The following is a 24,348-nucleotide window of genomic DNA, read 5'->3' as shown; positions in this document are numbered from 1 at the left end:
CCCCTGAGCACGACAACGACAGCAGAACGGACGAATCGACATGACAGTTGCCGATGGCAGCGACCTCTGGCTCCGCCGGTTCCACCCCGCGCCGGCTTCCCCGGTCCGGCTCGTGTGCTTCCCGCACGCGGGCGGATCGGCGAGCTTCTACTTCCCCGTCTCGGCCGCGCTCGCGAGCGACAGCGACGTGGTGGCCCTCCAGTATCCCGGCCGCCAGGACAGGCGGACCGAGCCGAGCGTGGACGACATCGGTGTGCTGGCCGACCGGATCGCGCCCGTGGTGGCGCCGCTGTTCGACCGGCCCGTGGTGTTCTTCGGACACAGCATGGGCGCGGTCGTCGCGTTCGAGGTCGCGCGCAGGCTGGCGAGCGGTGGCCGGACGCCCGCGATGCTGTTCGCCTCCGGCAGGCGCGCACCGTCGACACGGCGCGTGGAGACCGTCCACCAGCGGGACGACGACGGGCTCGTGGCCGAGATGAAGGCCCTGAGCGGCACCGACGCCCAGGTGCTCGGTGACGAGGAACTGCTGCGGATGGTGCTGCCCGCCATCCGCAGCGACTACCGGGCGATCGAGACGTACGGTCCCGTGGAGGCGACCGTCGACTGCCCGATCACCGCCCTGGTGGGCGATGACGACCCGAAGGCGACGCCCGCGGAAGCCGACGCGTGGCGCGCCCACACGACAGCCGCGTTCCACATCCAGGTGTTCCGCGGGGGCCACTTCTACCTCAGCCCGCGCGCGGTGGAGGTGATCGGGGTGGTGCGCGAGGCACTGCGCAGCGCCGTGGCCGTCCGCTAGAAGCTGGGGACGGGGCTGGACGACTGGAGGAAAGAGGTCGTCCAGCCCCTGTTTCTCCCGGATACGCCGAGTCACACGCCCAGTTGTGTGCGGATGAGTGTGTCGAGCCGCCGCCACGCCGGGGACGCGGCGTTGACCGTGCCCTGGATGAGGGCGGGGATCTCGGATCCCGCATCCAACTGGGGCGGTTCGTCGAGTCCGTAACGCTCCCGATTCGCGTCGGCGATCCGGCGGGCGAGGTCGTCGACGCGGGGATCGTCGGCGTCGAGGTCGTGCGCGTGGTCGTAGTCGAGGAAGAGCCGCCGTAGGGCGGGGTCGGCCAGGGTCTCGGCCTGGTCGTGGAACAGCGCGATCGCACGGTCCGGGTGGGTGGCGAACACGAGGATCCACAAATCGCGTTGCAGGTCCACCCATCGAGGCGTGAATCCCCAGCGGGCCAGGTCCTCCAGGTAGGCACCGACCTCGGTGGGCAGGGGCGGCGCCAACTCCCCGGAGGCGAGCCGGCGCAGACGCTCCTTCGTCGCTCGCAGGCCACGGATACGGGCGGTCAGCTCGTCGTCGATCTCACGCAGCGCCTGCCGGAACTCCTCGTCCGTCGCCGCTCTCAGGTCCCGGATACGGGCCAGCGGGACACCGGCTTCGGCGAGCGTACGGATCTTGATCAGATCGATGGCGTCGTGCGCGCCGTACTGCCGATAGCCGGACGCGTCGCGGTCGGGCTCGGGGAGCAGCCCCTTGTCGTGGTACACGCGAATGGTCTTGATCGACACTCCGATGTACCTGGCCAGCTGACCGATGGTGATCACCTGGCCATCGTCGCATGGCCATCGTTCCCTTGACCTTTCCCCTGGGGCAGGGTTGCAGCATGGCGCCATGGAGAACATGAGTATCGATCGGGAGACCCTGCGCGGGCTCGCCGATGACGGCACCGAGACCGCTTTGGACCGGCTGGCCGACCTCGCCGACGCGAGCGGCGACCTCGATGAGCTGAGCGAACTGCTGGACGAGGGATCCATGCACGCCGGGTCCCTGCTCACGCGACGCGCGGTCGCGTCCGGCGACCTGCGCGAGCTGCGACGGATCTCCGACGCCGGATACGACGAGGCGGGGCACGAGCTGGACCGGCTGCTGAACGCACCGGCCGAATCATCCGGGCCTTCCTCGACCACCACCGGGCGCCCCGCGCCCTGAGGTGCGAAGGGCCTCCACCGGGCGGGTCGAGTCCGCGGCGGTCAGGACAGTGCCGAACGGAATGGCCCGCCGGCGATGCCCTGGCGGCGCTGCCGATGAGGAGCCTCGTCACCGCGGGTGCGACGAGGCGGGGCGTCAGGTCCGCACCCGCCGAGCGAAGCGGCGCACGGCGAGACAGCCCAGAGCGGGGGTGCCGAGGGTGAGTGCGCCGAGGTAGGCCCAGGTGGGCATGTGACCGGTGGACGGTGTGAGGTTGGCGCGCAGGCCCTCGCTCATGTAGACGAGCGGGTTGGCGAGGGTCAGGACCTGGACCCAGCGGATCGGGTGCAGAGCGGTCCACGGGTAGTAGACGCAGCCCAGCATGGTGGCGGCGGCCAGCAGCAGACCGAGCAGCGCCCCGAAGGCGGAGGTGTCGACCGCGGTGCCGAGCAGCAGCCCGAGCGTGGCGGCGAGCAGCGCGCTGAGCACCAACGTGACAACCAGCAGGGGCCAGTTGTCGATATGGACCCTGGGCGCGTTGCCGGGGGCGTGGACGAGCCGGACGATCGGGACGACGACGAGGGTCGAGACGAGGCCGAAGATCGCGGACGAGGTGATCTTCTGCAGCCCGAGGGCCCAGATGGGCAGCGGCGCCAGGGCACGGTCGGTGATCTCACGGCCGGGGCCGAGCTCGGCGGCCAGAGGACCGGTGACGGACATGATGCTCTGCAGTGTGAGGGTGCTGGCGATCAGGCCGGGCAGCAGGATCGTGGAGAACGAGGTCGCGCCGCCGAGTCCGCTGCCGATGCTGGGCATCACGTAGGCGAAGGCGAAGGTGAACAGCAGCGGCTGGAGGCCGACTTGGAGGAGCAGTACGGGCAGATTGCGGCCCAGGACGTAGAGATCGCGCATGGTCAGCGCGCGATAGGCGTGCCAGGCGGCCCGGCGGGAGGACAGCGGTCGGGGGGTGGTGGCAACGGAGTTCGCGATGGTCATGGCGTGTAGTCACGTCCGGTCAGGGTGAGGAAGGCGGTCTGCAGGCTGGGGGGAGTGGTCGCGGCGTCGCGGACGGTGAGGCCGGCCGCGCTGCCGGCTCGCAACAGGTGGCCCAGGACGCCGTCGGGACGCGTGGTGCGAACCCGTACGGTCGGGCCTTCGACGGCCAGGTCGTGGGGGCCGCCGGGGATGCTGTGGAAGGCGTCGGCGGCCGGGGTCGCGTCGGCGTCGTACCGGACGGTGATGACCGTCTGCGCTCCGCTGGACGCCTTGATCGCCTCGGGGGTGTCGCAGGTGAGCAGGTTGCCGTGGTCGATGACGGCCAGCCGCTGGCACAGGGCCTCGGCCTCGTCGAGGTAATGGGTGGTCAGCACCACGGTCTGGCCGGTCTCGTGCAGGCCCGCGATGGTCTGCCAGAGGTCGTCGCGTGCCTGCGGGTCGACGCCCGCGGTGGGTTCGTCGAGGAAGAGCACTTCCGGCAGGTGCATCAGGGCCCGGCCGATCATGACGCGACGGGCCTGACCGCCGGAGAGTTGGTGGGCTTTGGCGTCGGCCTTGCCGGCGAGGCCGAACCGTTCCAGCAGTTCGAGCGCGCGGCGCCGGGCAGCGGCGGCGGGCATACCGAAATAGCGGCCCCGGAAGACGAGGTTGTCCGCGACGGTGAGCGCGCGGTCCAGGGTGTTGGCCTGGGAGACCACACCGATGCGGGACTTCACGCCGACCGGATCGGCACTCACCTCGCGCCCGGCGACCCACGCCTTGCCGGCGGTGGGCGCGACCAGGGTGGTGAGCATGCCGATGGTGGTGGACTTGCCGGCGCCGTTGGTGCCGAGCAGGCCGAAGAACTCGCCCTGGTGGACCGTCAGGTCCAGGCTTTCCACGGCGACAAGGCCGCTCTGTGCGCGCGGATAGACCTTGCGCAGACCCACCGTCCTGATGGCCCACGGGGCATGGGCCGTGGTGGAGGCCGGGTCGACCGGCGGCGCGGGGGCAGGGGTTGGATTCATGTGGGTGCTCCGAGGTGCGGACGAGTCGTCCGTCGGGGGGTCGGGGGTGTGCGTGGGTTACGGGGCCGGGGTGTGGCCGGGAAGACCGGTGCCGCCGAGGTGGGTCAGCAGGGTGGACAGCCGGCCGATGTCCTCCTTGCTCCACGGCGGCGCGGCGAAGATCTCGCCGGCGACCTGCTCGGCCGTGGCGAGCATGTCCGTCAGGCGTGCCCGGCCGGTGTCGGTCAGTGCCGCGTAGGCCACCCGGCCGTCACGGGCGTCCGTCTCGCGTGTCACCAGCCCGATCCGCTCCAGCGGTGCCAGCCCCCGGGTCACCCCGGAGGCTGTCAGCCCCAGCGCCTCGGCCAGGTCCACCCGCCGCATCCGGCCACCGGGTGCCTGCCCCAGACGCAGCAGCGTCGTGAAGTCGGCCAGGCTCACACCGTGCAGCCCTCCCAGGCTCGCGTCGAACCGCTTCACCAGGGCTGTCTGGGCCCGGACGAGACGCAACGACGCGTCGAGCGCATCACTCATTGCTACCTCCTTGAGTACTCAAGCTTATCAGTGTTTGAGTACGCAAGGATTTGTTGTGGTTGCCGGCCGGATGGAGTCCTTGGCCCGAGCCTGGGATGCCGGGGCCTCGACTTCGAGCGCGAGGGGGAGGGTCAGACGTTCTTCTGGGCCACGGCGCGACGCTGCCGCTTGCCCAGCGGTGCCTGGGAGAGGTCCTCGGCCTGGGACCTGAGGTTCTTGTAGCCGTAGCCGCGCTCGGCCAGCCATGCCTTCGCCGACTCTTCGGCGCGTTCGGACGCCTCCAGGATGTCCTCCTCTTCCTCCCCGGAATCGAGGAAACGGAAGGTGAAGGCGGATCGCGCCGCGAGGTCGTAACTGAGGTGTCCCTCGGGTGTGAAGGCCGCGCGCAGGACGTCGTGCTCCGCGGCGCGGGCGAGGAGTTCGGCCCGCTGATCGGTGCTGAGTCCGTCGAAGACGCCGCGGACCGTGATACGGAAAGTGCGAGTACTCATCCCATGACAGTAACCAGCGAGATCGGTGGACTCCACCGTGTTTCCGGCGGAAACGGGGCGCCGTAGCCGGTGCGGACCGGACCCGATTCCTATACCGGTATAGTATGGCCGGTATAGTTATTGGTTCCCTGAGAAGAGCGCCGCATGATCGAGATCCTCAACGCCACCCTGCTGACCCGGGCGAAGGACACGGGTGCCCTGGTCGCTGACATCCTGCACACCCTGAAGAGTCGTAGCGTGATCGGCACGAACCTTCTGGACATCGACCGGTGGGCCAAGGCCATGATCGTCGAAGCGGGAGCGCTGTCCTGTTACGTCGACTACGAGCCGTCCTTCGGACGAGGCCCGTTCGGCCACTACATCTGCACGGCCGTCAATGACGCCGTCCTCCACGGACGGCCGTACGACTACACACTTGCCGACGGCGATCTGCTGACACTCGACCTCGCCGTCTCCCAAGGGGGAGTCGCCGCAGACGCTGCCATCAGCTTCATCGTGGGCGACTCGGAGCCGCCGGAGAGTGTCGCGATGATCAGTGCGACCGAACGCGCCCTGGCCGCGGGGATCGCCGCTGCCGGGCCCGGGGCACGTGTCGGCGACATCTCGCATGCCATCGGCACGGTCCTCAGCGAGGCGGGGTACCCGATCAATACCGAGTTCGGCGGTCATGGCATCGGATCAACGATGCACCAGGACCCGCATGTCTCGAACACGGGGCGGCCCGGCCGTGGATACAAACTGCGCCCCGGGCTGCTGCTGGCACTGGAGCCGTGGGTCATGGCGGACACCGCCGCACTCGTCACCGATGCCGACGGGTGGACGCTCCGCAGTGCGACAGGCTGCCGCACCGCACACAGTGAGCACACGATCGCCATCACCGGCGACGGAGCCGAAATCCTCACCTTGCCGAAACACGCGAGGCCGTGAGCGCCTGTCAGTCCGGCGGCAGCAGGTGTGACACGAGGGTGTGTGTCCATTCGGGGGTGAGGGGGTCGTTGGTGAAGACGGCCCGGTAGTACAGGGGGGCGAGCACGGCGTCCGTGGTGCGCTCCAGGGTCGGGGGCTGATTGCCCCGGGCCTGCTCCCGTTCGAGGATGGCTTCGAGCTGGCGCTGTCGCTCTCCGCGGCATGCGGCGGCGCCTTGCTCTCCGCCTGTGCCGATGGTGGCGCGTACCAGGGCGAGGGTGTCCGGGTCGCAGAGGTCCTTGGCGAGGTCGTACGCGTACCGTTCCAGGTCGCCACGGAGACTGCCGGTGTCGGGCACGACGAAGTCGCCGGAGAAGCGGCTGGTCATGACGTCGGCGAGCAGTTCGGCGACGGTGCCCCAGCGACGATAGACCGTGGTGGCGTGCACGCCGGCGCGAGCGGCGATGACGGGGATGGTCACTGGCTCGTTGGCCTCGTCGGCGATCAGTTCTTTGACGGCCCGGTGGACGGCCGCGCGGACTCGGGCCGAGCGGCCCCCCGGCCGGGACCCGGTCTGCGGAGCGGGCGAAGTGGTAGTGGACACGTGAGCAGTATCGCATTGATTGTTGCATCAGGAATAAAGCAGTTATCTATGCGTTTGTGTGGGCGTCAGGTCGCTAACGCATAGATCACTGCGAGAATCCTATGGCTCTTGGCCCCGCTGTATCCGCCGTATCGTCCGACGAGGGCAGGCACCGCGTCCTGCGGGGTGCCGCCTTTCCCAATGCGGCCGCCGTCTTCGTCGTCTTCCTGGCCGCCTCCAGCGTGCCGTCCCCGCTCTACCCGATCTACCAGCAGCAATGGCACTTCTCGGCGTGGGTGCTGACCGTCGTCTTCGCCCTCTACGTGGTCGGCCTGCTGAGCTCGTTGCTCGTCATCGGAGCGTTGTCGGACCACCTCGGCCGTCGGCCCGTACTCGCCGCGGCGATCGCACTGGAGATGGTCGCGCTTGTCCTGTTCCTCACCGCCGGGAACGTGGTCGCCCTGGCCGCCGCGCGGGTGCTGCAGGGCATCGCCACCGGGGCGGCCACGACCACACTGAGCGCCACCCTCGTCGACCTCGAACCGCCGCACGCCCGTGGGCGCGCGGGCGTCGTCACCTCGGTGGCGCCCCTGACCGGGCTCGCTCTCGGCGCTCTCGGCTCCGGCCGGGCTGTTCCTCTCCCTCGGCCCCTCCGTCGCGGCCCAGTTGCTGGGGCTGCAAAGCCGCCTGGTCGGCGGCGTCGTCGTGACACTGCTGGCAGGCACAGGGGCGCTCACCGTCGCCGTGCTCCGCTCCCGATCCGCGTCCTCGCTGCTGGCCCCCACGTCCGCGCTGCTCGGGCTCGGCGTCCTGACCGCGCTCGCCGGCATCATGGCGGACCTCGTCTGGCTCGCCGCCGTCGGCACCGTCGTGGCGGGCGTCGGCTTCGGCGGCTCGGCTCTGGCGACGTTCGGCACCTTTGCCCGGATCGCCAGGCCACACGAGCGCAGCGCGGTCTTCGCCTCCGCGAACATCATCAACTACCTCGGCAACAGCGTGCCCGCCGTGCTCGGTGGCATCGCCGTCACCACCATGGGATTGCGGACCGCCACCGAGATCTACGCACTGACGATCGCGGCGATCGTCGCCGCCGCCCTGCTCCTGCGCCTGAACCAACCGCGGGCGTCGCGCCGTCGCGGCTCCGAGTGAGTGAGACACCGGCCCGCGGTGACCGCCTCCTCCGCCCCCTCCCTCCTTACCGAAGACCGACACGGAATCACTCGTGCGAAAGAAAGGAAACACCGTGACGACCGCAAGCAGCGGAGCCAGCAAGAACCTTGCCGTCCAGCGATCGGACCACACGACGATCCGGTACACGGCCGGCGGCCCGGTCGACGGCCCGGCCCTGGTCCTCATCCACGGCTGGGGATGTGACCGAGGCGACTTCGACGCGCTGACCGACCACCTGCCCGACGGCTACCGGGTCCTCGCGGTCGACCTCGCCGAGCACGGCGAGTCCCGGTCGACGCGAGAGGTGTGGACCATGGAGGAATTCGCCCGCGACGTGGCGGCGGTACTGGAGGCCGAGGCGGTGACCACGGCCGTCGTCACCGGGCACTCCCTCGGCTCGGCGGTCGCCGTCGAAGTCGGCCGACTGCTCCCCGACACCGTCACGCAGGTGATCGCGCTCGACGGGCTGCACTACCTCGGTCTGTTCCCGGCGCAGAGCGAGGAACAGGCCGACGTCACGCTGGGCAGGTTCCGCGACGACTTCGCCGCGGCGGTGCGCGGCCTCGTCGAAGGGGGTTCGCCGGCCGGGACCGACCCGGCTCTCATGGATGCCTACTTCGAAAAGATGGTCGCGGTGCGGCAGCCCGCGGGCCTGCGTGCCATCGAGGGCCTGGTGCACTGGGACATGGACGCGGCGCTGCGCGATACGAAGCAGCCGATCACCGTGTTCGCCATTCGCGACCTGGTGACACAGGAGGCGATCGACCGCTACGGGGACCGCCTCGACATCGTGCTCGTCGACCTGGGCAGCCACCACTTCCCCGTGGAGGCCCCCGAAGCCACGGCGCAGCTTCTGGCCGAGGTGATGCCGGAACCCACACTTCGCCCTGCGCAAGCGCCCGGTGAGTAAAGCGGCCTGGCTTCACCAGGACCAACGCGCCCTGTGAACGATCATCCAGCTTCGTCGCCCACAGAACCAGACCGCGCCCCCTGAACGTCGGTCATCCCGGTTTCGGCCAGTGCGGGTCAGGTTCGCGCCGGTTACGGCATATCGGGGTTCTTGGGCTGTCCAGTGGGACCCAGTATGGACCGTAGTGGACTGGCCCCATGGGGGGGGCAGGCGTACGCACACCAGAAACCAGGGGGGTTTTCAGCGGTGGCTTATCTCGTTTACGACATCCTCACCGACCCGGCTCCGCTCCAGGTGCCGGAGGCGGCCGAAATATCCCAGGGAGCGGTCTACATCGTCGTGTCCAACCCGAAGAACAAGGACATGGCCTGGGACTCGATAACCGTGCATGTGCCCGTCGGGCAGCAGGCCGATGCCCTGACGCCCGATCCGAAGGCGATCAGGGCACGGATCGAGCACAACAACGCGACGAAACCGGGGGACGAGCCGACAGCCGTCTGTGACAGCACGACAGGTGTCTGCACCCTGACCCCCGGGCCCGGCCGGGTGTTCGCGGCGGCCGGTTCCATGGTCCTGGTGCTGGAGGGCTTCCCGGTCTCCAGCACACCGGGGTCGGTCCTGCTGCGGATGACAGAGACGGTGTGGAATGGGCCCTGGAAGGAGGAGTCCCCCGTGACGCTGAGCCTGCTGAAGCAGGCTCCCAAGGTGCCGCGCAACTTCCGTCCGAAGCAGTCTCTGGTGGCCGCGGGCACGGACGTCGTCCTACGGTGGGATGGCCCCGATGCCCTCATCTACCGGATTCAGGGCCCGGACGGCCCCTCACCATCCGCACCGCAGAGGAAGACGACCGGCTGGGAGTGGTCGCCGCAGCCGGGCGAGGAACCCAAGCGGGACGCCACCTACACCCTGATAGCCACCTCCCCCGCCCAGCAGCAGCCGGGCTACTTCCTCACCACCACCGTCCACCTGCGCAGCCCCGAGTTCGAGAGCGTGACCGCAACCGATGGAGTGCACTCTCCGTGGGTCGAGGGCACCACGGACAAGGGGAAGATCTACTTCACCGCGCAGGGGGCGGAGATCCGCGACGCGTCCAACGCTCAGGGATCCCTCACAGCCGACAAGGCGGAACTGAGGGACCTGAACACCGGCCAGGCGCAGGTGAAGGGAGACCTCTCCGTCAACGGCCGGGTGGACGCGGGAGGCGAGCTGCACGCTGCTCAGAACGCCGTGGTCGATGGTGATCTCACCGTCAACGGCAAGCTGGAACTGGATGAGCTGCTCGTCGCTCGCACGGCCACGATCGGCGGCGACCTCTCGGTCAACGGCCGGGTGGATGCGGGCGGTGAGCTGCACGCTGCTCAGAACGCCGTGGTCGATGGTGATCTCACCGTCAACGGCAAGCTGGAACTCGATGAGCTGCTCGTCGCGAGCAAGGCCACCATCGGCGGTGACCTCTCCGTCAACGGCAGGGCGGATGTCCTGGGCGGACTGCGGTCCGCCGGAAAGACCGTCATCGGTGATGACCTCACTGTCAACGGGGATCTCGACGTCAACGGGGAGTCCGTGTTCTCAGGCAAGGTGAACGCCAACGCGCATCTGTCGGTCCGTGGCGGCAGCCACTGGATCCTGCACACCAACGACGCCCTGATATCGGTCAACGGAGGCCTGCGCGTCCAGGAGCAGTCGCTGTTCATCGGGAAGGTGAACGCCAACGGGCACTTGTCGGTCCGCAACGGCACCGACAAGTGGATCATGCACACCAATGACGACCTGGTGGCGGTCAACAGCAATCTGCGCGTCCACGGGGCATTCCACTCCGACAACTGACGGCCAGGGTACGACGGCCGCCCTGCCGGCCCCCCCGGGTCCGGCAGGGCGGCCATAGGCCGAGGCAGCCGTAGGAAGGCGGGGCGTCAGGCTCGACGGTGACGCCGTCGACGACTGGTCCTCGGGGCCATCCCATGCGGGTACCGGTGGTAGGTGAGCCAGGACGCTCAGCTTGTTCGTTAAGGTGCGGGACCTCAACGAGCTTGGTCGCCCCGCTTGCGCATTCCCGCCGCGGCCAGCGCCGTCGTCGGCACCGACACCAGCACTGCCCACCCCAGGCGTCGTGTCTGGAAGGAGGCACACGTCGCCTCCACTCCTTTCTCCATCGACCCGTAGCCGGGGCTCCATTCGGTGCCGAGGACGGCGTGGCACTTTGAAAGGGGGTAGCCCGAGCTGATGTCGGGTGCGCTGGTCAGCAGCCACAGGGTCACACCGAACCCGGCGCACGCGAGGAGCCATATGATTGTTCTCGTCATACCGTGACCCTAGAGCTTGATCTCCAGCCTCTGAGCCGATCGCGTTCGGTGAGGGTCTCAGGGCGGTTGACGCTCTTGCCTACGTCGTAGCGGGTGGCTGGTCGTTTGTTCTTGGAGCCGGGAGGCTGTCCCGAGCCCGGGCGTGAAGGTTGTGGAGCGCGGCCGGGCAGGGCAAGCAGGGGTCTGCACGGCGCCATAGCGGTCGGTGACCCGCACGGTGGCCGCGTCCGGCTCGCCCCAGGACTGAGGTTTGGCGAAGCGGAACTCCTTGCCGTGCTTCTGGGGGCCGTTCACCCTGCGGCGGCGAGATCCGCGGCACCGGGACAGGCTTGCGCATCACTCGATCCGAACGCATCCGCCCGAGCACCTCGAGGGTGTTCCCACCGTTCTGTACACCCGGTACTCGCCCACAACGGTCCCCGACGGTCTCGCCGTGGACGAGACGCCCAGCCCCTCGATGGTGCGGCCCCGGCGCTGCTGCACCCCGCTCCGGAGCTGCCAGTCACCCTCGACATGCCGGGCAGGTCGCGGACTCCTTCCGCGCGGCCGACCGGGAGCCCGCCGAGCGGGCCGCGCTCGACCAAGGGGTGACCGTACGGCGCGGCCAGGGCTACAGCCCGCGTGTCAGCGCCACCCCCGCCGTCCACCGCCAACTTTTCGCGCTTCCAGGTGCTCGACGGCAGCCCGAACCCCTCGGTGATCCCGGCACAGCGCGAGGCCCGCCGCGAGTACGCGAACCGCGTCCACGCCCTCGTAGCCGATGCTCGGCGCTGATGGATCGCCGAGACCGCAGCCCAGCACGCTGCACAGGGCTACTCGCCACCCGGCCGTGCTCTACGAGAGCAGGGCCTTGTCGGTTTGTCAGTTGGTTGTTCGTGGGGTCTGTTCCCGTGGGAGTTGTTCCAGCCAGTTCCAGAGGGCGTGTTCGCGGTCGGGGTTGTAGGACTCGGCGGAAGACGGCATGGCTTTGGTTCGGTGGATGTAGGCGCCGGTCGGGGCGGGGGTGGCGCCGAGGATGGCGTCGGCGAGTTTCTTGCCCGCGGGGGCGGGGGTGTCTACCAGGGGTGTGGCCGACAGTATCGGGACGATTCTCCGCATCAGGAAGGGGAACGCGCCGCCGGTTTCTCGGGCGAGTCCGGTTCCGATGACGAGGCTGGGGTTGTACGCGATGATGTCGACGCCTTCGGGCAGGCGGCGGGACCACTCGTGGACCAGGTAAATGCCGCCGAGTTTGCTGGTGACGTAGGCACGGCGACCGGCTCGGACGTTCCCCGAGCGGTTGAACGCTCCGGGTCGGGAGATGTCCGGGATGGCCCACCGGGGCGAGGGCATGGTTCCTCCGGTGTGCCGGAGGTCGCCGAAGTGGGCGTCGCTGACCGTGACGACGATGCGGGCCGGTGGGTGAAGGTGGGGGTGGAGTTGCCGCAGGAGCTGGTGGGTGGACATGACGTTCACGGCGAAGGTCCGCTCGTAACCGTCGACCGTGGCCTCCAACGCGTTGGACAGGTGCACACCCGCGTTGAAGACCAGGCCCCACAGCGGAGGCAGGGCGCCGGAGTCGAGGAGGTCTTCCAGGCGCGCGCCGGCGGCGGCGATGCTGGCCTTGCTCGCCAGATCGATGTCGACGTGTGAGACGTGTGGGGAGATCTCCCGCAGGCCCGGCAGTGTCTCGGCGGCGGAGGAGGCCCGTCCGAGAACGACCAGGTGGGTGTCGGGGCGGCGTCTGAGGACGTCCCGCGCGGCCTCCAGTCCGATCCCTCGGGTGGCACCGGTCATGATCAGGGATCGGTTGGCTGTGGTCATGGGGGAGTCTCCTGGGCCGGGGTCGGGTGGGTGCCGGCGGTGGCGTCGACCCGCGTCGACGTCCGCGTTCTGCGTCACCACCGACCCTGACGCAGCCTCCGATGGTCAGGGAGACCGTCTCGAGCCTGGTACCCACAGGGCCACACTCCGACCGGAAGCCCGCCCCACGGGGAGGGACAATGAATCCATGCGGGGAGACGAGCGGTCAGGTCTGGGCGAGTACCTGCATCACCACCGCTCCCAGATGGCGCCCCGGGATCGGCCCGGAGCCTCCCCTCTGTCCCACCGGCGTGTCCCGGGTCTGCGACGTCAGGAACTCGCCGACATCGCGGGCATCTCGGTCGAGTACTACACCCGCCTCGAACAGGGCCGCGCCGCTCGCCCGTCGCGGGAGATCCTCACCGCGCTGGCCCGAGCGTTCCGGCTCTCGAACGCCGAACGGGACCACCTCTTTCGCCTCGCCGGCGAGCGCCACCCGCCATCGCGGGCACCTGCCACCGAGATCCGCCCCGGCCTCCAGCAGCTACTCGACGGCCTGAACGACGTCATGCCGGTGACCATCCACGACGGCCGTCTCGACATGCTCGCCTTCAACACCGCCGCCGCGGACCTGTTCGGGTCCCTCTTCGACGACGGACCTTACGGCCGCAACATCGCCTACCAGGCCTTCACCGCAACGGGACTCGACAAAGTACTCGGGAACGAAGGGGCCGAACAACTGGCCCGGGTGGCCACCGCCGAACTCCGCAAAGCGCTCAGCCACTACCCGGAAGACGAGTATCTCCGCTCCCTGTTCCGCGAACTCTCGGCAAACAACTCCGAGTTCGACCGTCACTGGCAGAAGGGGGAGATCGGGACCTGGAGTTCCGCGATGAAACACGTCAACCACCCGATAAAGGGCTCGCTCACCTTCGACAGCGAAATGCTCCACGACCCCGAGAACGACCACTGGGTCATGCTCTTCACCCCCCACCACACCTGACCCACCCAACCCCCGACACCACGGGAACTCCGCAAGGACCTGCGCCGCTGGTGAGCCCGAGGCAGGTCAGCAGGCGACATCGTCAGCGGCTCTCGACCACGGCCGCCGTCGGATAGATGTTGCGTCGTGGGGGCTGGACTGCCGGGGCACCACAGGCCGCTTCTGATTGCGCGCGCTGCCCGGGCAGGCCGTGAGACTCGCACCGTGGCCGACACGAGACCGATCACCCCTGACTGCCCCGACCCGGGCGGCGCCTCGCAGCCCCATCCCAACGGGGCGACCGCGTCCAGCACGGGCCGTGTCCGCTTCTCTCTGGTCCGATGGCTGCTCGCCCCCCCCGTACGACCTGGCAGGCCCGGCGCCTGGCCACCGGGTCCGGGCGATGTCATCGGTTCGGTGTTCCTCCGCCAGGACCGGCTCACTTGGGGATGTCCGCGTAGCCTTGGTGCCCCCGCCCGCCCGCCCGCGACCAGATTCTGCACCACGCGGCGGACCTGGACGGCGGTGACCCGGCAACGTCCCCCTCGGGCCCGAGGGGGACTACGTACAGCAGCTGGCACCACGACGTGCGCCCGGATTCGAGCGCGGCGACGGATGACGAACGCGTCCCTCTCATCCGTCTTGGCCTGACTGCGGTAGGCCGTCGACGCCTGGTGCACGGCGAGGCCAGTGATGTAGACCATCGGCTGCCGGTGGCTGAGCAGGAGGCCGCTCAGCAGCGCGGCGCCGCCATGGCTGATGTCCACCGCCCACAAGTGGCTCTGGTCACTTCTGGGGGCAGCGTTTGTCGGTGAGTTTGCGCAGCAGTCGCCGGTCCACCGACTTCGCGATGCTTGCGAGTTCTGACAGTACTCGGCGTGTCGTCGTTCTGCCGGGAAGCGTCTAGGGTCTGTGAGCTATGCGACTGATCGAGATGGAGATCGCCCGGCAGAATTGGAAGGGCATGCTCTGCGGATGTGGCGACTCGGCAGTGCATCTTGCGGGGTATCTGCTGCAGCTCGCGGGGCATGGACCCGAGCAGAGGCCGCTCCATGTCAGTCTCGAAGGGCATGCCTGGTCGCCGGCGGTCCTATGGGAACCCGCGCCTGCGGTGACGTCCGTTGCACTGGCGGCCCTCGCCGACGAGGCGGCGCCGTCAGCACGTGCATGGTTCCTTGACCTCCTCCAGCGCATGGTCGCAGGAGAGGGGACGGATTGGAGGTCTGCTCGGAAGGGATTCGATCTTCCGGAGCTGTGTCGGGCCCTTGCTGCGCAAGGCATTTGGCTCCTCTATGAGGAGGTGATGTCGAACCGATCGCCCGGTACCGCCGGCACCGCGTTCGAGATTCTGACTGTGATAGAGCCCGACAGGGCTCGCCTGCAGCGGGTTCGCGAGATCGCGGCTGAGTGGCTGCCTGTGTGCTGTCGAACCGGTCAATGCGATGACGACTTTGATGCTTCTGGCCGGTCGTGTTGAAACTGCGCTGCCTGCCGCCCACGAACGCGGCGGGCAGCGGCGTGCTGTTGCGGCGCGGGCGCGGGTGGTGGAGAGGCGGTAGGAGTCGGTGCCGGTCTCCGACGATGGTGCCGTTGAAGGTGAGGAGATCGACGTGGCCGTAGCGGGCGATGGTCTTGTTCAGCTGCTTCTCGTCGGCGGCCTCGACCAGCTCGTTGACCGGCTTTGTGGCGAAGGTGTGGATGGTGGCGGGGTCGATGTTCGGGTTGGCGTCGAAGTTGAACGCCTGCAGGGACTTCTCCCGCGGGAAGTCGGCCGCCTTGATCCGCCGTTCCGAGCGGCGCCGGGCCCGGTCGTCGCATTCGGCCATCAGCAGTTCGGCGAGGAAGCCGCAGTAGGTCATCTGGTCCTTTGCCGCCGAGGTTGCGATGTCGGGGAACTCGGCGCGGATCGTCGGCAGTCGCAGGAGACGGAAGGCGGTGTCGATGGCGGCGTCGGCGGCTTGCTCGGTCATGTTCCGTTGGCGGGGCAGGGTCACTGGGCTTCTCCCTCACCCTGGGTGCTGCCACTGGTGCGGTGGCGGCGGAGCAACTGGTCATGGGGCGTCACCGAGGGCAGCGGCCTGGTGTTCGGCGGAAGGTGTGCGAGCCGGCACTCGTGCAGAGACGTGCATGGTTGCTTCCGGCTGATCAGCAGGTGCGGCTCTGGTGAGCCGCCAGCGCATGGATCCCGCAGAGGGCGACGACCACCCGCAGGGCCGGATCCTGCGGAGCAGTCTGAGCGACGACATCCACCTCCTCCGTGGTGAGCGAGGCGGGAATCATGGTGGTGAGGTCTGCCGCCCTCGATGCCGCGCATCGGGTTGCCGTAGATCAGCCGCTCGGCTTTGAGCGTCCCGAACAGCGAGCGCAGGGCACTGGCCTCGTAGGCCCGGTGAGGCCGGTTGGTCGGCCACGTCGCGAGCCCCGCTGATATTACGAAGGGCCAGCTCAGACCCATGCTTGGAAGGCTAGGACAAGCTGAGATTGCTGTTTAACCTTCGCTGAGAGCCTTGGCTGGCGGATCCGCGGGCTATTCATCGCGGGTGTTCTGAAACCCTAAGGGGCCCAACACCCACCTATATGCCGATCACGAACCACTGCCTGGCTGATGAACCGCGAAGATACAGATGGCGTCCCCGTCCAATGGGGCGCGAGTACTGTTTGAGCGGAGCGCCGTCGGGGCGGGTGAGTTGCGCTTCTTCGACCAGTAGGACTTCGTGTCCGGTCGTGCGGCAGAGGTGGAGCCGGTCGTGCTGTCGGTTCCCGCCGAGCATCATGATCTCCTCCCCGTGTACGGCCAGTCCGCGGGGAGCGGCCACGGGCGACGCCCGGATATGGGTCTGCCCGTCCGTGCGGGCTTCCAACAGTGGGAAGGTCGGGTAGTAGCTGGCCCAGGCCGCACCGTCAGCTACGTTGAATGCATAGACCGTGTCGATGCATTCGACGTCCTCGGGAGCCGCGTACCGCCATTCCTGACGGCCTCCACTGTCCCAGCGCACCAGGCCGGCGGCGCTGATGGGGTCGGTATAGACGCCTTCATCGAAGTAGGCACTCCAGACATGGTTCCGTCGGTCCGCCATCATGAACTCGATGGCGTCCCCCATCCGGAAGGCGTGTCGGCGTCGTCCATCCTGGCCGTACACCTGTGCGTTGCGCTCCCCCTGGAGTGCCCGTCCTGCCAGCAGGATCACCCGTCCATTGGGCAGAGCGTCCACGCGGGTGGGCCGCACGCTCACGTCGTGCAGCGTACGTTGGCGTACGGTGCCGCGGTCGGCGGTGACCAGAAGCGCGTCGTAGGGGTAGTTTCGCGGGGAGGGATACGGGCTTCCGTACGATCGCGGCACAAGTTCCGCGTCGGGGCAGATCAGCCAGAGAGTCCTGTCCCAGGCATCCACCGTGGTCGCCAGGACCCTGCGGTGGTCGTACTGCCGAGGCAACAGCGCGTGGGGGCGCAGCGCCACCTTCCTCAAAGGATCACCTCACGGGCACACGAACATGTCGCACCCATATTCGCAGACCGCGCCCCACCGACCGCTACTCGCCGACGGGCCTCTCGCACTCCGTCCCTGTGGAGTCAGCCGCCGACGGCGGGAGAGGCGGGCTTGCGCAGCAGCCACTGTCCGAACGTCCGACGTGGCGGGCGCACCACGACGCGGCCAAAGCTCTTACTGCCGACCAGTTCCACTCGCAGCGTGATCGGCGTACCGGAGTCCGGAGCCTGGCGGAACGTGAGTTTGCTGTGTTCCAGTGTCAGGGCATCGGCATCGACCACGATGCCCGGCTTGGTGATCAGCGTCAGGGTCTTGCCGCGCATGTCCACGTCGATCCGAAAGGTGTCCTGCGTGATCACCGCCTGAGTGAAGTCGAGCGTCACCTCGCACCACTCCGCCGCGAGCTCCATCCGCCGCGGCACCACCCAGCGCCCCGCACGTTCGACCGCACTGAACCGCTGGTCGATCCGGAGCACATCCTTGACGTCCGCCACGGCCGTGCCGGCCGAGGTCGATACGGGCGGCAGGTCGGCGGTGAGCGGGGTCAGTTCGCTGAGGGTCCGCGCCGACAGGGCAGCCTCCAGGCGCTCGTCCAACTCGGCCGCGGTCAACCGCCCGTCCCCGGCCGCGACGCGCAGCACATCCACCACCCGGTCGCGGTCCGCATGCGATGCCCGCAGTTCGGGCGACGAACCGGGGCCGGAGCGCTTTCCGGTGGGCGAGATCTCTCCCGACATGCTTCCGTCCTGGTCCTGTCGACGTCTTCGCGCGACGCTGCGAGCGGCGCGACTGAAAGACTAACGCTATATCGCGATATGAGAACCGGCCAAGCTCTCTGTGAGCGGACATCTGTGGGCCCCCGGTGTACCGCGTGCGCTGGGCCTCGATAGCGTGAGAAGTGGATCTGGCACCTGTAGCCGCTCGGATTCCTGGTCACGTTTGAGGCATGTCTTCTCGGCGACCGCCCGTACTGTCGGACGGCGGTCATCTTCCTGTCCGCTTCCCGCACGACCCTTGACGCGTCGCCCACCGAGGTAGCGGACCTGCACCGTCGCCCGATCCCGCTGGAGAGCGTGGAGTTGGTGCGGGTACGTGAGAGACGTGCCTCGGATCCCCTTGCCGTGCAGCCTTGGTGGCGAGTAGCCGAGTGTCGAGACGGGGGTGCGGAGATTCTGGCGGGGTGCGCTCCGCGGCATATGGGTTATCTCGTCACCGTCCTCGGTACCGCGACCACCGCCGCCTAGGGGCTGTCCGATGGATCGTGTGCCCCTGATCAGGGCCGTGGCTTAGGTACAAATGAGCTTCTCTGAAGGCGCCGTCGTCGGGCTCGCTGGCACTGAGAGTTCGTCGCCAATCTGCCCACCCTTGCCTGCGTCGGCCGGGCAAGGAATTTGGTTGCGGTGGATCAGGCGGATGCGGGGATACTCCGGCATGAGTAGAGACGCCGAGGTCATCGTGCTCGCCCGCTGGTCGGACGAGGTGATGGAACCGCTGACCCATGACGACCCGGAACGCACGTGGCGAGGTCACTTCGTCCCGATAGCGGGGCACTGGGGCTACGAGTTCGGGTGGGCCCTGGAGTTCGAAAAAATGCGTGCCCGCAAGGGCCTGCTCAGGCACCTGGAGTCGCTGCCGTGGCCGCATCCGCATACGGTGCAAGTTCTGCTTCGCGACCAGGACGACGACTGCTTTGGGCTATGGATGTTCCAGGAGAGCCGGCTGGTGGAAGTCGGCATTCCGCGCACCGAGCGTTTCCACCAGCCGGCACCGCCCAATGAGGACTTCGAACCCGACCCGGGCATGCTGCTGCGCACCGACCAAGACACAGCTCTGCCCGAGCAGACCCCAGAGGCATGCCGCGACACCCGCTCACCCTGGTAGACCGGGTTCGACAGCTCATCTTGGGACGTCAGGGCTGTCGACGCGCGCCCACTCAGCGAACTGCGCCACCACTACCCAGGTGCCGATAAGCACGCAACGAGGCGTTTCACTGCGGACGCAGCCATAGGCGGATCGCGGCCACGGTGACCGTCCCGTGGAAGACGTACGCCCGTTTGTCGAAGCGCATGGCGACGGCTCGGAAGTTCTTGAGCCGGTTGATGGTCCGCTCGACCTCGTTGCGGCGGCGGTAGATCGTCTTGTCGAAGCCTGTGGGCCGACCTCCTTGGCTGCCGCGGCGCCGGCGGTTGGCCCGCTGGTCTCTCGGCTCGGGGATCGTGTGCTTGATCTGGCGTCTGCGCAGATGACGCCGATTACGGCGTGATGAGTACGCCTTGTCTCCCCCGACATGGTCGGGCCGAGTACGCGGTCGTCCGCCAACCTGCCGGGGCACACGGATCTCTTCCAGGACGGGAATCATCTGTGGTGCGTCCCCCCACTGGCCGGGCGTGATGACAAACCCGAGCGGGCGGAGCCCGCCCTCTCCCGCAAGGTGGATCTTGCTCGTGAGCCCGCCTCGCGAGCGTCCCAGGGCCTCATCGGGACGGTGACGCCCCGGGCTCCTGCGCCGACCCGGGATGTTCGGGGCACGGGTGGAGGCACCAGCCGAGTGCTGATGAGCGCGGCAGGTAGTGGAATCGACGCTGACCATGCTCCAGTCGATCCGGCCCTCGGCATCGGCGTCGGCCTGGACGGCCCGCAGGATTCTCTCCCACGTGCCGTCCGCCGACCACCTGCGATGACGATCGTGAACCGTCTTCCAGCTACCGAAGCAGGGAGGCAGGTCCCGCCAGGGGAGGCCGGTCCGCTGCCGGAACAGAATCCCGTTGATCACACGACGGTGGGATTGCCAGCGTCCACCCCGCCCGCGATTCGTCGGCAAGTGCGGCTCCAGACGAGCCCACTCTTCATCCGAAAGATCTCCCCGCCCCATGTCCCACGGAACGAGTGCCCAGCGGGAGCGTCACGCGACCCATCGGACAGGCCCTAGGGCCGGTCGAGAAAGTTGACGGGCAGGTTGCAGCCTGCGGGGGAATGCCGGGCCAGGTAAGGAAGTTGCTTACGTCATGACAAAAGGCCCCGCACCTCGTACCCTGTCCGACGAAGCCCTCTCCGACCTGCTGAGCAGAGAGCAGTTCGGCACCCTCGCCACCAACAAACGCAGTGGCCATCCTCATCTGACCACCATGCTCTACAACTGGGACCCTGAAGCCCGCATCGTGCGGTTCTCCACCACGGCGGACCGCGTCAAGGTCAACCACGTGCGGCGCGATCCGCGCGCGGCCCTGCATGTGCCGGGCGGCGATGTGTGGTCGTTCGCCGTCGCCGAGGGCGAGGCCGAGGTTTCTGAGGTCACGACCACACCAGGTGACGCGGTCGGGCGGGAACTGCTCGACATGCTTCGGAATGCCTTGAAGCCGGCGGACGAGGACGCGTTCCTGGCGGAGCTGGTGGCCGAGCGCCGGGTGGTCATCCGGCTCAAGGTGGATCGACTCTACGGGACGGCACTCGACATCAACGGTTAGGACATGTCAGGGCCGTGCTGCTCACGGCCGCTCAGTGATGGCCGCTACGAGGCCGGTCGCCTGCCGGCGGACCCCAGGGTCCGCCGGGCGTGATCGCCCCGTATCAACGGCTCATCCGCGCGTACGCCAGGGCATCAGGGCATGTTCGGACCGGGGGGCAGACCTGGACAAAAGAGGAGCACGCCAGTCCAGCGAATGATCTCCGCCTCAGGGCACTAGGGATTTTCCCTGGTCCGTTCGGAGAGTGCGCAGGAGAGAGTTGCGGTCGGTCGGCGCATCCCGCGTCGGCCGACGTGAACACCGCCCCGCTGTCGTGGGACCGCCGCGCACATGCGGGGCGCCATACGTCCCCGATTCCCGGGGCCGTGAATACGTGTCGCCCTCAAACGCCCAGTTCGCTCGATCACGTCCATCGCTTCGTGGCGGGACACCGCCGCCGGTACGGCCACACGGAAAACTCCATGAATTCTGGTGACCAAGATTCAATCCTCGATCGGTCGGGGGATTCAAACCCTGACAAGCGGACCACATGGATTTCTGGTGGATCCGGCGGGATTCCCTGCTCGCGGATTCGGCGGAGCAGCCGATGACCGACAGGAAACGTGACCAGCGTATTTCGATAGTTCTCAAGCTTCTGTCACAACGCGGCGAGCTGCGGGTTCGTTTCCTTCCCCAGGCCCTCGGAGTCTCCGGGGCCACAATCCGGCGGGATCTGGCGCTGATGGAGGAAACGGGACTCGTTCGCCGCTCGTATGGGAAGGTCACCGCGGCTCGGCGCGGCGCGGAGCTCCCGACGAGCGTGAGGCACTCCCAGAACACCGAGGCGAAGCGCCGCATCGGGGCCCTGACCTCGTCCTTGATCCCTTACCGTCCGCTCACCATGGCACTGAGCGGGGGCACCACAATGGATTTCGTCGCCAAGAGTCTGGCCACCCGGTCGGATCTGACGGTCGTGACGAACGGCCTGGACACGGCGGCGTCCCTTACGGCGCGTCAGTTGGTCCATGTCGTCGTCACCGGAGGAACCGCGAGGTTTCTCTCCAACGACCTTGTCGGGAAGGGCGCCGAGGAATCGCTGCGCTCATACCACTTCGACTTCGCGGTCATCGGTGCGGACGGCATCAGTCCTGGAGCCGGAATCACGCGGCACAGCTCCCGTGGGGCGGAGATCGACCGCGTCATGCTGGAGCGAGCCGAGCACAAGATTGTCGTCGCCGACAGTTCCAAACTGGGTAGGGCGCATCACGCGAAAGTCGCCGACATCGGTTTCGTCCACACCATCGTGACCGACTCGCGTGCGGATCCCGCCATCGTCGCCGCTCTTCGGAAGACAGGTGTGACGACCACCGCCGTGGTCGTTCCCCCGACAGCCGACGACGGCCGCGTTCGGTTCGGCTGATCTTTTGCTCGGCTCGCAGAGGTAACGGTCCCCATCCCCGGACACGGCGGGGGTGACAACGATCAACGGGAGTGCGCATTGTCGAACGAGGCCGGAATTGTCGTCGATCAATTTCCCGAAAGGATGTGATGGTGCGTCACTATCGGTCTTGTGAGCCGGACAGGCGGCTCCTGGAGTGTGCGGGAGCGCTTCCGAACTCCCTGCTGTGGTCGGCGGAAGGGCTGTTGTAGGCACGAACGAACCTTCCGAAGTCACGCTCCAGTCGGTCGCTCTCGTCCGCAGTGCGGCACGCCCCCCCACAGCCCCATCAGCGGGCGGTCGCCTCATAGCCCCACCGACCGGCCGATGGCTGATCGCGCCCGCGACAGACGCGCACTCGACCATCGGTATCCCCCCCACGAAAGAGGTTCACCATGACGTCGCATTCCAGGCGCTCCCTGATGTGCGCCGTGCTCGCCGCCGCCGGAGTGCTCACCCTGTGCGCGGCTCCGGCCCTTGCCGCGCCGGAGGCGCCTGCGGGCACTGCCACTCGGGCGGGCTCCCAGAAGATCTCCGTACCCGCCTACTTCTATCCCGGCCCACTGTGGGACCGGCTCACCCGGGCCGGCACAGGGGTGGGGCTCGCGGTCGCCAACCCGTACAACGGCCCCGGCGACGGTGATGACCAGTACACCGCCGCCATCAAGAAGGCCGACGCCGCCGGCATCTCCGTCATCGGCTATGTGGCGACCGGCTATTTCGGCACCACTGGCATGACCACGCGGTCCGGCTCCACGGACCCGGGCGAGTGGATGCGGCAGATCAAATCCGATGTCGACGTCTGGTACCGGCTCTACGGCGGAGCGGGGCTCGGCGGCATCTTCTTCGACGAGGGCATGGCGCGATGCGGTTCCGGAAACACCGACGTCGCCCGGTACATCGAGCTGAAGAACTACGTCGAGAGCCGCTATGGCGACGACGCGGTGGTCGTCGACAACCCGGGGACCGGTGTCGAGGAGTGTTATGCCGAGGCCGCCGACACCCTGGTCACCTTCGAGGGCGATGAGAACTCCTACCGCGGTCACCAGCCGGAGGCATGGGAGAGCGGCGCTCCCTCCGGCAAGGTCTGGCACCTCGTCTATGACGTCCCGGACGAGGGCCGGATGCGTGAGGTCATGGAACTCTCACGCCGGCGCAATGCCGGGCATGTCTATGTCACCCCGGACACCATGGCGGACAAGAATCCCTGGGACACGCTGCCTCCGGACGCGTACTGGAACACCGAGATCGACCTTGCTGGTGGCGGTGCGGCCCGGCGCTGATCTCCCCCCCTTCTCCCACGGTGAGTCCCAGTCCTGACAGATCACGAGTCCTGACAGGTCATGAGTCCTCGCAGGTCATGAGCCATTCCATGTCATCCCCACATGATGGGAAGAACGCGATGAAACTCTCCACGCGAACTGCCGTCCACACCCTGCTGCCCGCCCTCAGCCGCGGCTTCGGTGACTCCTCGTGGTACCTCACGAGCGTCCAAGCGGGCTTCGAACCGTGGGAGGGCGGAGCAGGCCTCAAGGTCAACTCCTTCTCCTCCGAGGTGAACACAGGCTGATCCATCCGAGCGGCGTCGCCGGTCGGCCGAAACGCTCACCCTCACCGAGCGTTTCGGACACAGGAGTTACCGATCAGTGGAAAGAATGCCGCCGAGCATTCATGATGGGGCACGAGCATGACAACTCGTTCGCGATCACCATCCATGAGCCGTTGGCAGCTTCCACCCCGCTATGCCGACTCCCGCGGTGTGGCCGTCTTCTTCGTGACGGCCCGCCCGACGAGCCGAGGAGTTCGATGACCGCCCCGCCCATGCTGAGCACCGAAGGCTGGGCAGGGGAGGGGGCGTACCGATGTCGCGGTGAGCTCTCCGCGCCGCCGTCGGCGAGGAGTCCGGTGACCGTGTAGAAGGGGAGGTCGGTTTTCGGTGGTACGTCCCGTGCTCTGACGATCATGAATTCCTCGCCGGCCTCGGCCGTGAAGCGGTTGACGAGAGCCGTCTTGCCCATGCCCGCCGCCCCCGAGACGATGACGACCCGGGGATTCTCCCGGACCGCGTCCCGCGCCGCCTTCCACAGGATTCCCAGTTCATCGGCGCGCCCGATGAACCGGTGGCCCGGAGACTCTTTCATGCGCACCCCTCGAAACCGAGGCCGAAGCGCCTCGGCAGTGCGTTCCAGTGTACTGATCGCGGTGTTGCCACCACCGTGGCGGCGCAATCCATCGGTGCCGTGGTCGCCGTGTCCGGGCGCGACCCGCTGAACCACTGACACACACCGCGACGCCGAGGGCCTCGCGGTCGACGCCCTTGACGCGTGTCCGTCGGCGCGTGTCCGTCGGCTCTCCAGGGCCGGTTCC

Annotated in this window: 25 protein-coding genes and 6 pseudogenes; 15 read left to right on the top strand and 16 right to left on the bottom strand. The window is 68.0% G+C overall.

Annotation, left to right across the window (positions count from 1 at the left end; genetic code table 11):
• The first annotated feature begins 40 nt into the window (after positions 1–40).
• Positions 41–799 (top strand): thioesterase II family protein, encoded by a 759-nt coding sequence (locus tag M1203_RS24800; protein ID WP_249951995.1) that lies wholly within the window; start codon positions 41–43, stop codon positions 797–799.
• Between the two features lie 71 nt (positions 800–870).
• Here M1203_RS24800 and M1203_RS24795 read toward each other — a convergent pair whose 3' ends face one another.
• On the bottom strand, positions 871–1,605 hold the full coding sequence (locus M1203_RS24795; protein WP_249951994.1) for a MerR family transcriptional regulator: 735 nt from the start codon (positions 1,603–1,605) through the stop codon (positions 871–873).
• A 76-nt stretch (positions 1,606–1,681) separates the two neighbouring features.
• Between M1203_RS24795 and M1203_RS24790 the strand changes: the two genes are divergently transcribed.
• Positions 1,682–1,990, top strand: coding sequence for a hypothetical protein (locus tag M1203_RS24790; protein WP_249951993.1), 309 nt, complete (start codon positions 1,682–1,684; stop codon positions 1,988–1,990).
• A 135-nt stretch (positions 1,991–2,125) separates the two neighbouring features.
• On the opposite strand, the gene M1203_RS24785 is transcribed toward M1203_RS24790, so the two are convergent.
• The 4 genes from M1203_RS24785 to M1203_RS24770 form a co-directional block, all read right to left on the bottom strand.
• On the bottom strand, positions 2,126–2,965 hold the full coding sequence (locus tag M1203_RS24785; RefSeq protein ID WP_249951992.1) for an ABC transporter permease: 840 nt from the start codon (positions 2,963–2,965) through the stop codon (positions 2,126–2,128).
• A complete protein-coding gene (locus M1203_RS24780) occupies positions 2,962–3,972 on the bottom strand; it encodes an ABC transporter ATP-binding protein (RefSeq protein ID WP_249951991.1) in 1,011 nt (336 codons plus the stop codon). Before M1203_RS24780 ends, M1203_RS24785 begins: the two co-directional genes overlap by 4 nt.
• A gap of 57 nt (positions 3,973–4,029) precedes the next feature.
• The gene (locus M1203_RS24775) at positions 4,030–4,485 is read right to left on the bottom strand and encodes a MarR family winged helix-turn-helix transcriptional regulator (RefSeq protein ID WP_249951990.1); all 456 of its coding nucleotides are present in this window, start codon (positions 4,483–4,485) and stop codon (positions 4,030–4,032) included.
• 131 nt (positions 4,486–4,616) lie between these two features.
• Positions 4,617–4,976, bottom strand: a complete 360-nt coding sequence (locus M1203_RS24770) for a DUF6204 family protein (RefSeq protein ID WP_249951989.1) — start codon at positions 4,974–4,976, stop codon at positions 4,617–4,619.
• A gap of 144 nt (positions 4,977–5,120) precedes the next feature.
• Here M1203_RS24770 and map point away from each other — a divergent pair, with 144 nt between their 5' ends.
• Positions 5,121–5,903: a type I methionyl aminopeptidase gene (gene map / locus M1203_RS24765; RefSeq protein WP_249951988.1), complete on the top strand. Its 783-nt coding sequence runs from the start codon at positions 5,121–5,123 to the stop codon at positions 5,901–5,903.
• A gap of 7 nt (positions 5,904–5,910) precedes the next feature.
• Here map and M1203_RS24760 read toward each other — a convergent pair whose 3' ends face one another.
• Entirely contained in the window at positions 5,911–6,486 is a 576-nt protein-coding gene (locus M1203_RS24760) for a TetR/AcrR family transcriptional regulator (protein WP_249951987.1), read from the bottom strand.
• Positions 6,487–6,587: 101 nt separating this feature from the next.
• On the opposite strand from M1203_RS24760, the pseudogene M1203_RS24755 reads away from it, so the two are divergent.
• The 4 genes and pseudogenes from M1203_RS24755 to M1203_RS24740 form a co-directional block, all read left to right on the top strand.
• A pseudogene (locus M1203_RS24755) lies at positions 6,588–7,025 on the top strand (MFS transporter); the annotation flags it as partial.
• Between the two features lie 145 nt (positions 7,026–7,170).
• On the top strand, positions 7,171–7,614 hold the full coding sequence (locus M1203_RS24750; RefSeq protein WP_249952018.1) for a hypothetical protein: 444 nt from the start codon (positions 7,171–7,173) through the stop codon (positions 7,612–7,614).
• A 94-nt stretch (positions 7,615–7,708) separates the two neighbouring features.
• The gene (locus tag M1203_RS24745; protein WP_249951986.1) at positions 7,709–8,545 is read left to right on the top strand and encodes an alpha/beta fold hydrolase; all 837 of its coding nucleotides are present in this window, start codon (positions 7,709–7,711) and stop codon (positions 8,543–8,545) included.
• A gap of 246 nt (positions 8,546–8,791) precedes the next feature.
• Positions 8,792–10,372 (top strand): polymer-forming cytoskeletal protein, encoded by a 1,581-nt coding sequence (locus M1203_RS24740; protein WP_249951985.1) that lies wholly within the window; start codon positions 8,792–8,794, stop codon positions 10,370–10,372.
• A gap of 194 nt (positions 10,373–10,566) precedes the next feature.
• Here M1203_RS24740 and M1203_RS24735 read toward each other — a convergent pair whose 3' ends face one another.
• Complete coding sequence (locus M1203_RS24735; protein WP_249951984.1) at positions 10,567–10,848, bottom strand: hypothetical protein; 282 nt, start codon at positions 10,846–10,848, stop codon at positions 10,567–10,569.
• Positions 10,849–11,469: 621 nt separating this feature from the next.
• Here M1203_RS24735 and M1203_RS24730 point away from each other — a divergent pair.
• Positions 11,470–11,622 (top strand): hypothetical protein, encoded by a 153-nt coding sequence (locus M1203_RS24730; RefSeq protein WP_249951983.1) that lies wholly within the window; start codon positions 11,470–11,472, stop codon positions 11,620–11,622.
• A gap of 87 nt (positions 11,623–11,709) precedes the next feature.
• On the opposite strand, the gene M1203_RS24725 is transcribed toward M1203_RS24730, so the two are convergent.
• On the bottom strand, positions 11,710–12,651 hold the full coding sequence (locus tag M1203_RS24725; RefSeq protein ID WP_249951982.1) for an SDR family NAD(P)-dependent oxidoreductase: 942 nt from the start codon (positions 12,649–12,651) through the stop codon (positions 11,710–11,712).
• A gap of 187 nt (positions 12,652–12,838) precedes the next feature.
• Here M1203_RS24725 and M1203_RS24720 point away from each other — a divergent pair, with 187 nt between their 5' ends.
• Positions 12,839–13,633: a helix-turn-helix domain-containing protein gene (locus tag M1203_RS24720; protein ID WP_249951981.1), complete on the top strand. Its 795-nt coding sequence runs from the start codon at positions 12,839–12,841 to the stop codon at positions 13,631–13,633.
• A gap of 455 nt (positions 13,634–14,088) precedes the next feature.
• On the opposite strand, the pseudogene M1203_RS38795 reads toward M1203_RS24720, so the two are convergent.
• The 6 genes and pseudogenes from M1203_RS38795 to M1203_RS24700 all read right to left on the bottom strand — a co-directional run.
• Positions 14,089–14,231, bottom strand: a pseudogene (locus M1203_RS38795) (transposase); the annotation flags it as partial.
• Positions 14,232–14,259: 28 nt separating this feature from the next.
• Positions 14,260–14,379: pseudogene (locus M1203_RS39065) on the bottom strand (IS110 family transposase); the annotation flags it as partial.
• Positions 14,380–15,140: 761 nt separating this feature from the next.
• A pseudogene (locus M1203_RS24710) lies at positions 15,141–15,606 on the bottom strand (ATP-binding protein); the annotation flags it as partial.
• Positions 15,607–15,757: 151 nt separating this feature from the next.
• On the bottom strand, positions 15,758–15,892 hold the full coding sequence (locus M1203_RS38790; RefSeq protein WP_283958970.1) for a hypothetical protein: 135 nt from the start codon (positions 15,890–15,892) through the stop codon (positions 15,758–15,760).
• A 293-nt stretch (positions 15,893–16,185) separates the two neighbouring features.
• Entirely contained in the window at positions 16,186–17,070 is an 885-nt protein-coding gene (locus M1203_RS24705; RefSeq protein WP_249952016.1) for a hypothetical protein, read from the bottom strand.
• A gap of 113 nt (positions 17,071–17,183) precedes the next feature.
• Positions 17,184–17,837 carry a DUF1707 domain-containing protein gene (locus tag M1203_RS24700; protein WP_249951980.1) on the bottom strand — a complete coding sequence of 218 codons (654 nt, stop codon included), beginning with the start codon at positions 17,835–17,837 and terminating at the stop codon, positions 17,184–17,186.
• Positions 17,838–18,531: 694 nt separating this feature from the next.
• Here M1203_RS24700 and M1203_RS24695 point away from each other — a divergent pair.
• Positions 18,532–18,981: a hypothetical protein gene (locus tag M1203_RS24695; RefSeq protein WP_249951979.1), complete on the top strand. Its 450-nt coding sequence runs from the start codon at positions 18,532–18,534 to the stop codon at positions 18,979–18,981.
• 106 nt (positions 18,982–19,087) lie between these two features.
• Here M1203_RS24695 and M1203_RS24690 read toward each other — a convergent pair whose 3' ends face one another.
• Complete coding sequence (locus tag M1203_RS24690) at positions 19,088–19,972, bottom strand: IS5 family transposase (protein ID WP_249951978.1); 885 nt, start codon at positions 19,970–19,972, stop codon at positions 19,088–19,090.
• Between the two features lie 133 nt (positions 19,973–20,105).
• Here M1203_RS24690 and M1203_RS24685 point away from each other — a divergent pair, with 133 nt between their 5' ends.
• The 5 genes and pseudogenes from M1203_RS24685 to M1203_RS24670 form a co-directional block, all read left to right on the top strand.
• A complete protein-coding gene (locus tag M1203_RS24685; protein ID WP_249951977.1) occupies positions 20,106–20,564 on the top strand; it encodes a PPOX class F420-dependent oxidoreductase in 459 nt (152 codons plus the stop codon).
• A 529-nt stretch (positions 20,565–21,093) separates the two neighbouring features.
• A pseudogene (locus tag M1203_RS39250) lies at positions 21,094–21,321 on the top strand (DeoR family transcriptional regulator); the annotation flags it as partial.
• Between the two features lie 42 nt (positions 21,322–21,363).
• On the top strand, positions 21,364–21,963 hold the full coding sequence (locus tag M1203_RS24680; protein ID WP_249951976.1) for an alkaline phosphatase: 600 nt from the start codon (positions 21,364–21,366) through the stop codon (positions 21,961–21,963).
• 413 nt (positions 21,964–22,376) lie between these two features.
• Complete coding sequence (locus tag M1203_RS24675) at positions 22,377–23,264, top strand: spherulation-specific family 4 protein (RefSeq protein ID WP_249951975.1); 888 nt, start codon at positions 22,377–22,379, stop codon at positions 23,262–23,264.
• Positions 23,265–23,425: 161 nt separating this feature from the next.
• Positions 23,426–23,548, top strand: a pseudogene (locus M1203_RS24670) (glycosyl hydrolase family 5); the annotation flags it as partial.
• 76 nt (positions 23,549–23,624) lie between these two features.
• Here the strand turns inward: M1203_RS24670 and M1203_RS24665 are convergent.
• The gene (locus M1203_RS24665) at positions 23,625–24,257 is read right to left on the bottom strand and encodes an ATP-binding protein (RefSeq protein ID WP_249951974.1); all 633 of its coding nucleotides are present in this window, start codon (positions 24,255–24,257) and stop codon (positions 23,625–23,627) included.
• Positions 24,258–24,348 lie beyond the last annotated feature (91 nt).

The sequence above is a fragment of the Streptomyces sp. 35G-GA-8 genome, assembly GCF_023534745.1.
In the GTDB taxonomy this organism is placed as follows: Bacteria; Actinomycetota; Actinomycetes; order Streptomycetales; family Streptomycetaceae; genus Streptomyces.
The sequence above is the reverse complement of the archived record's forward strand: the minus strand, read 5'-3'. Positions and strand labels throughout refer to the sequence as shown.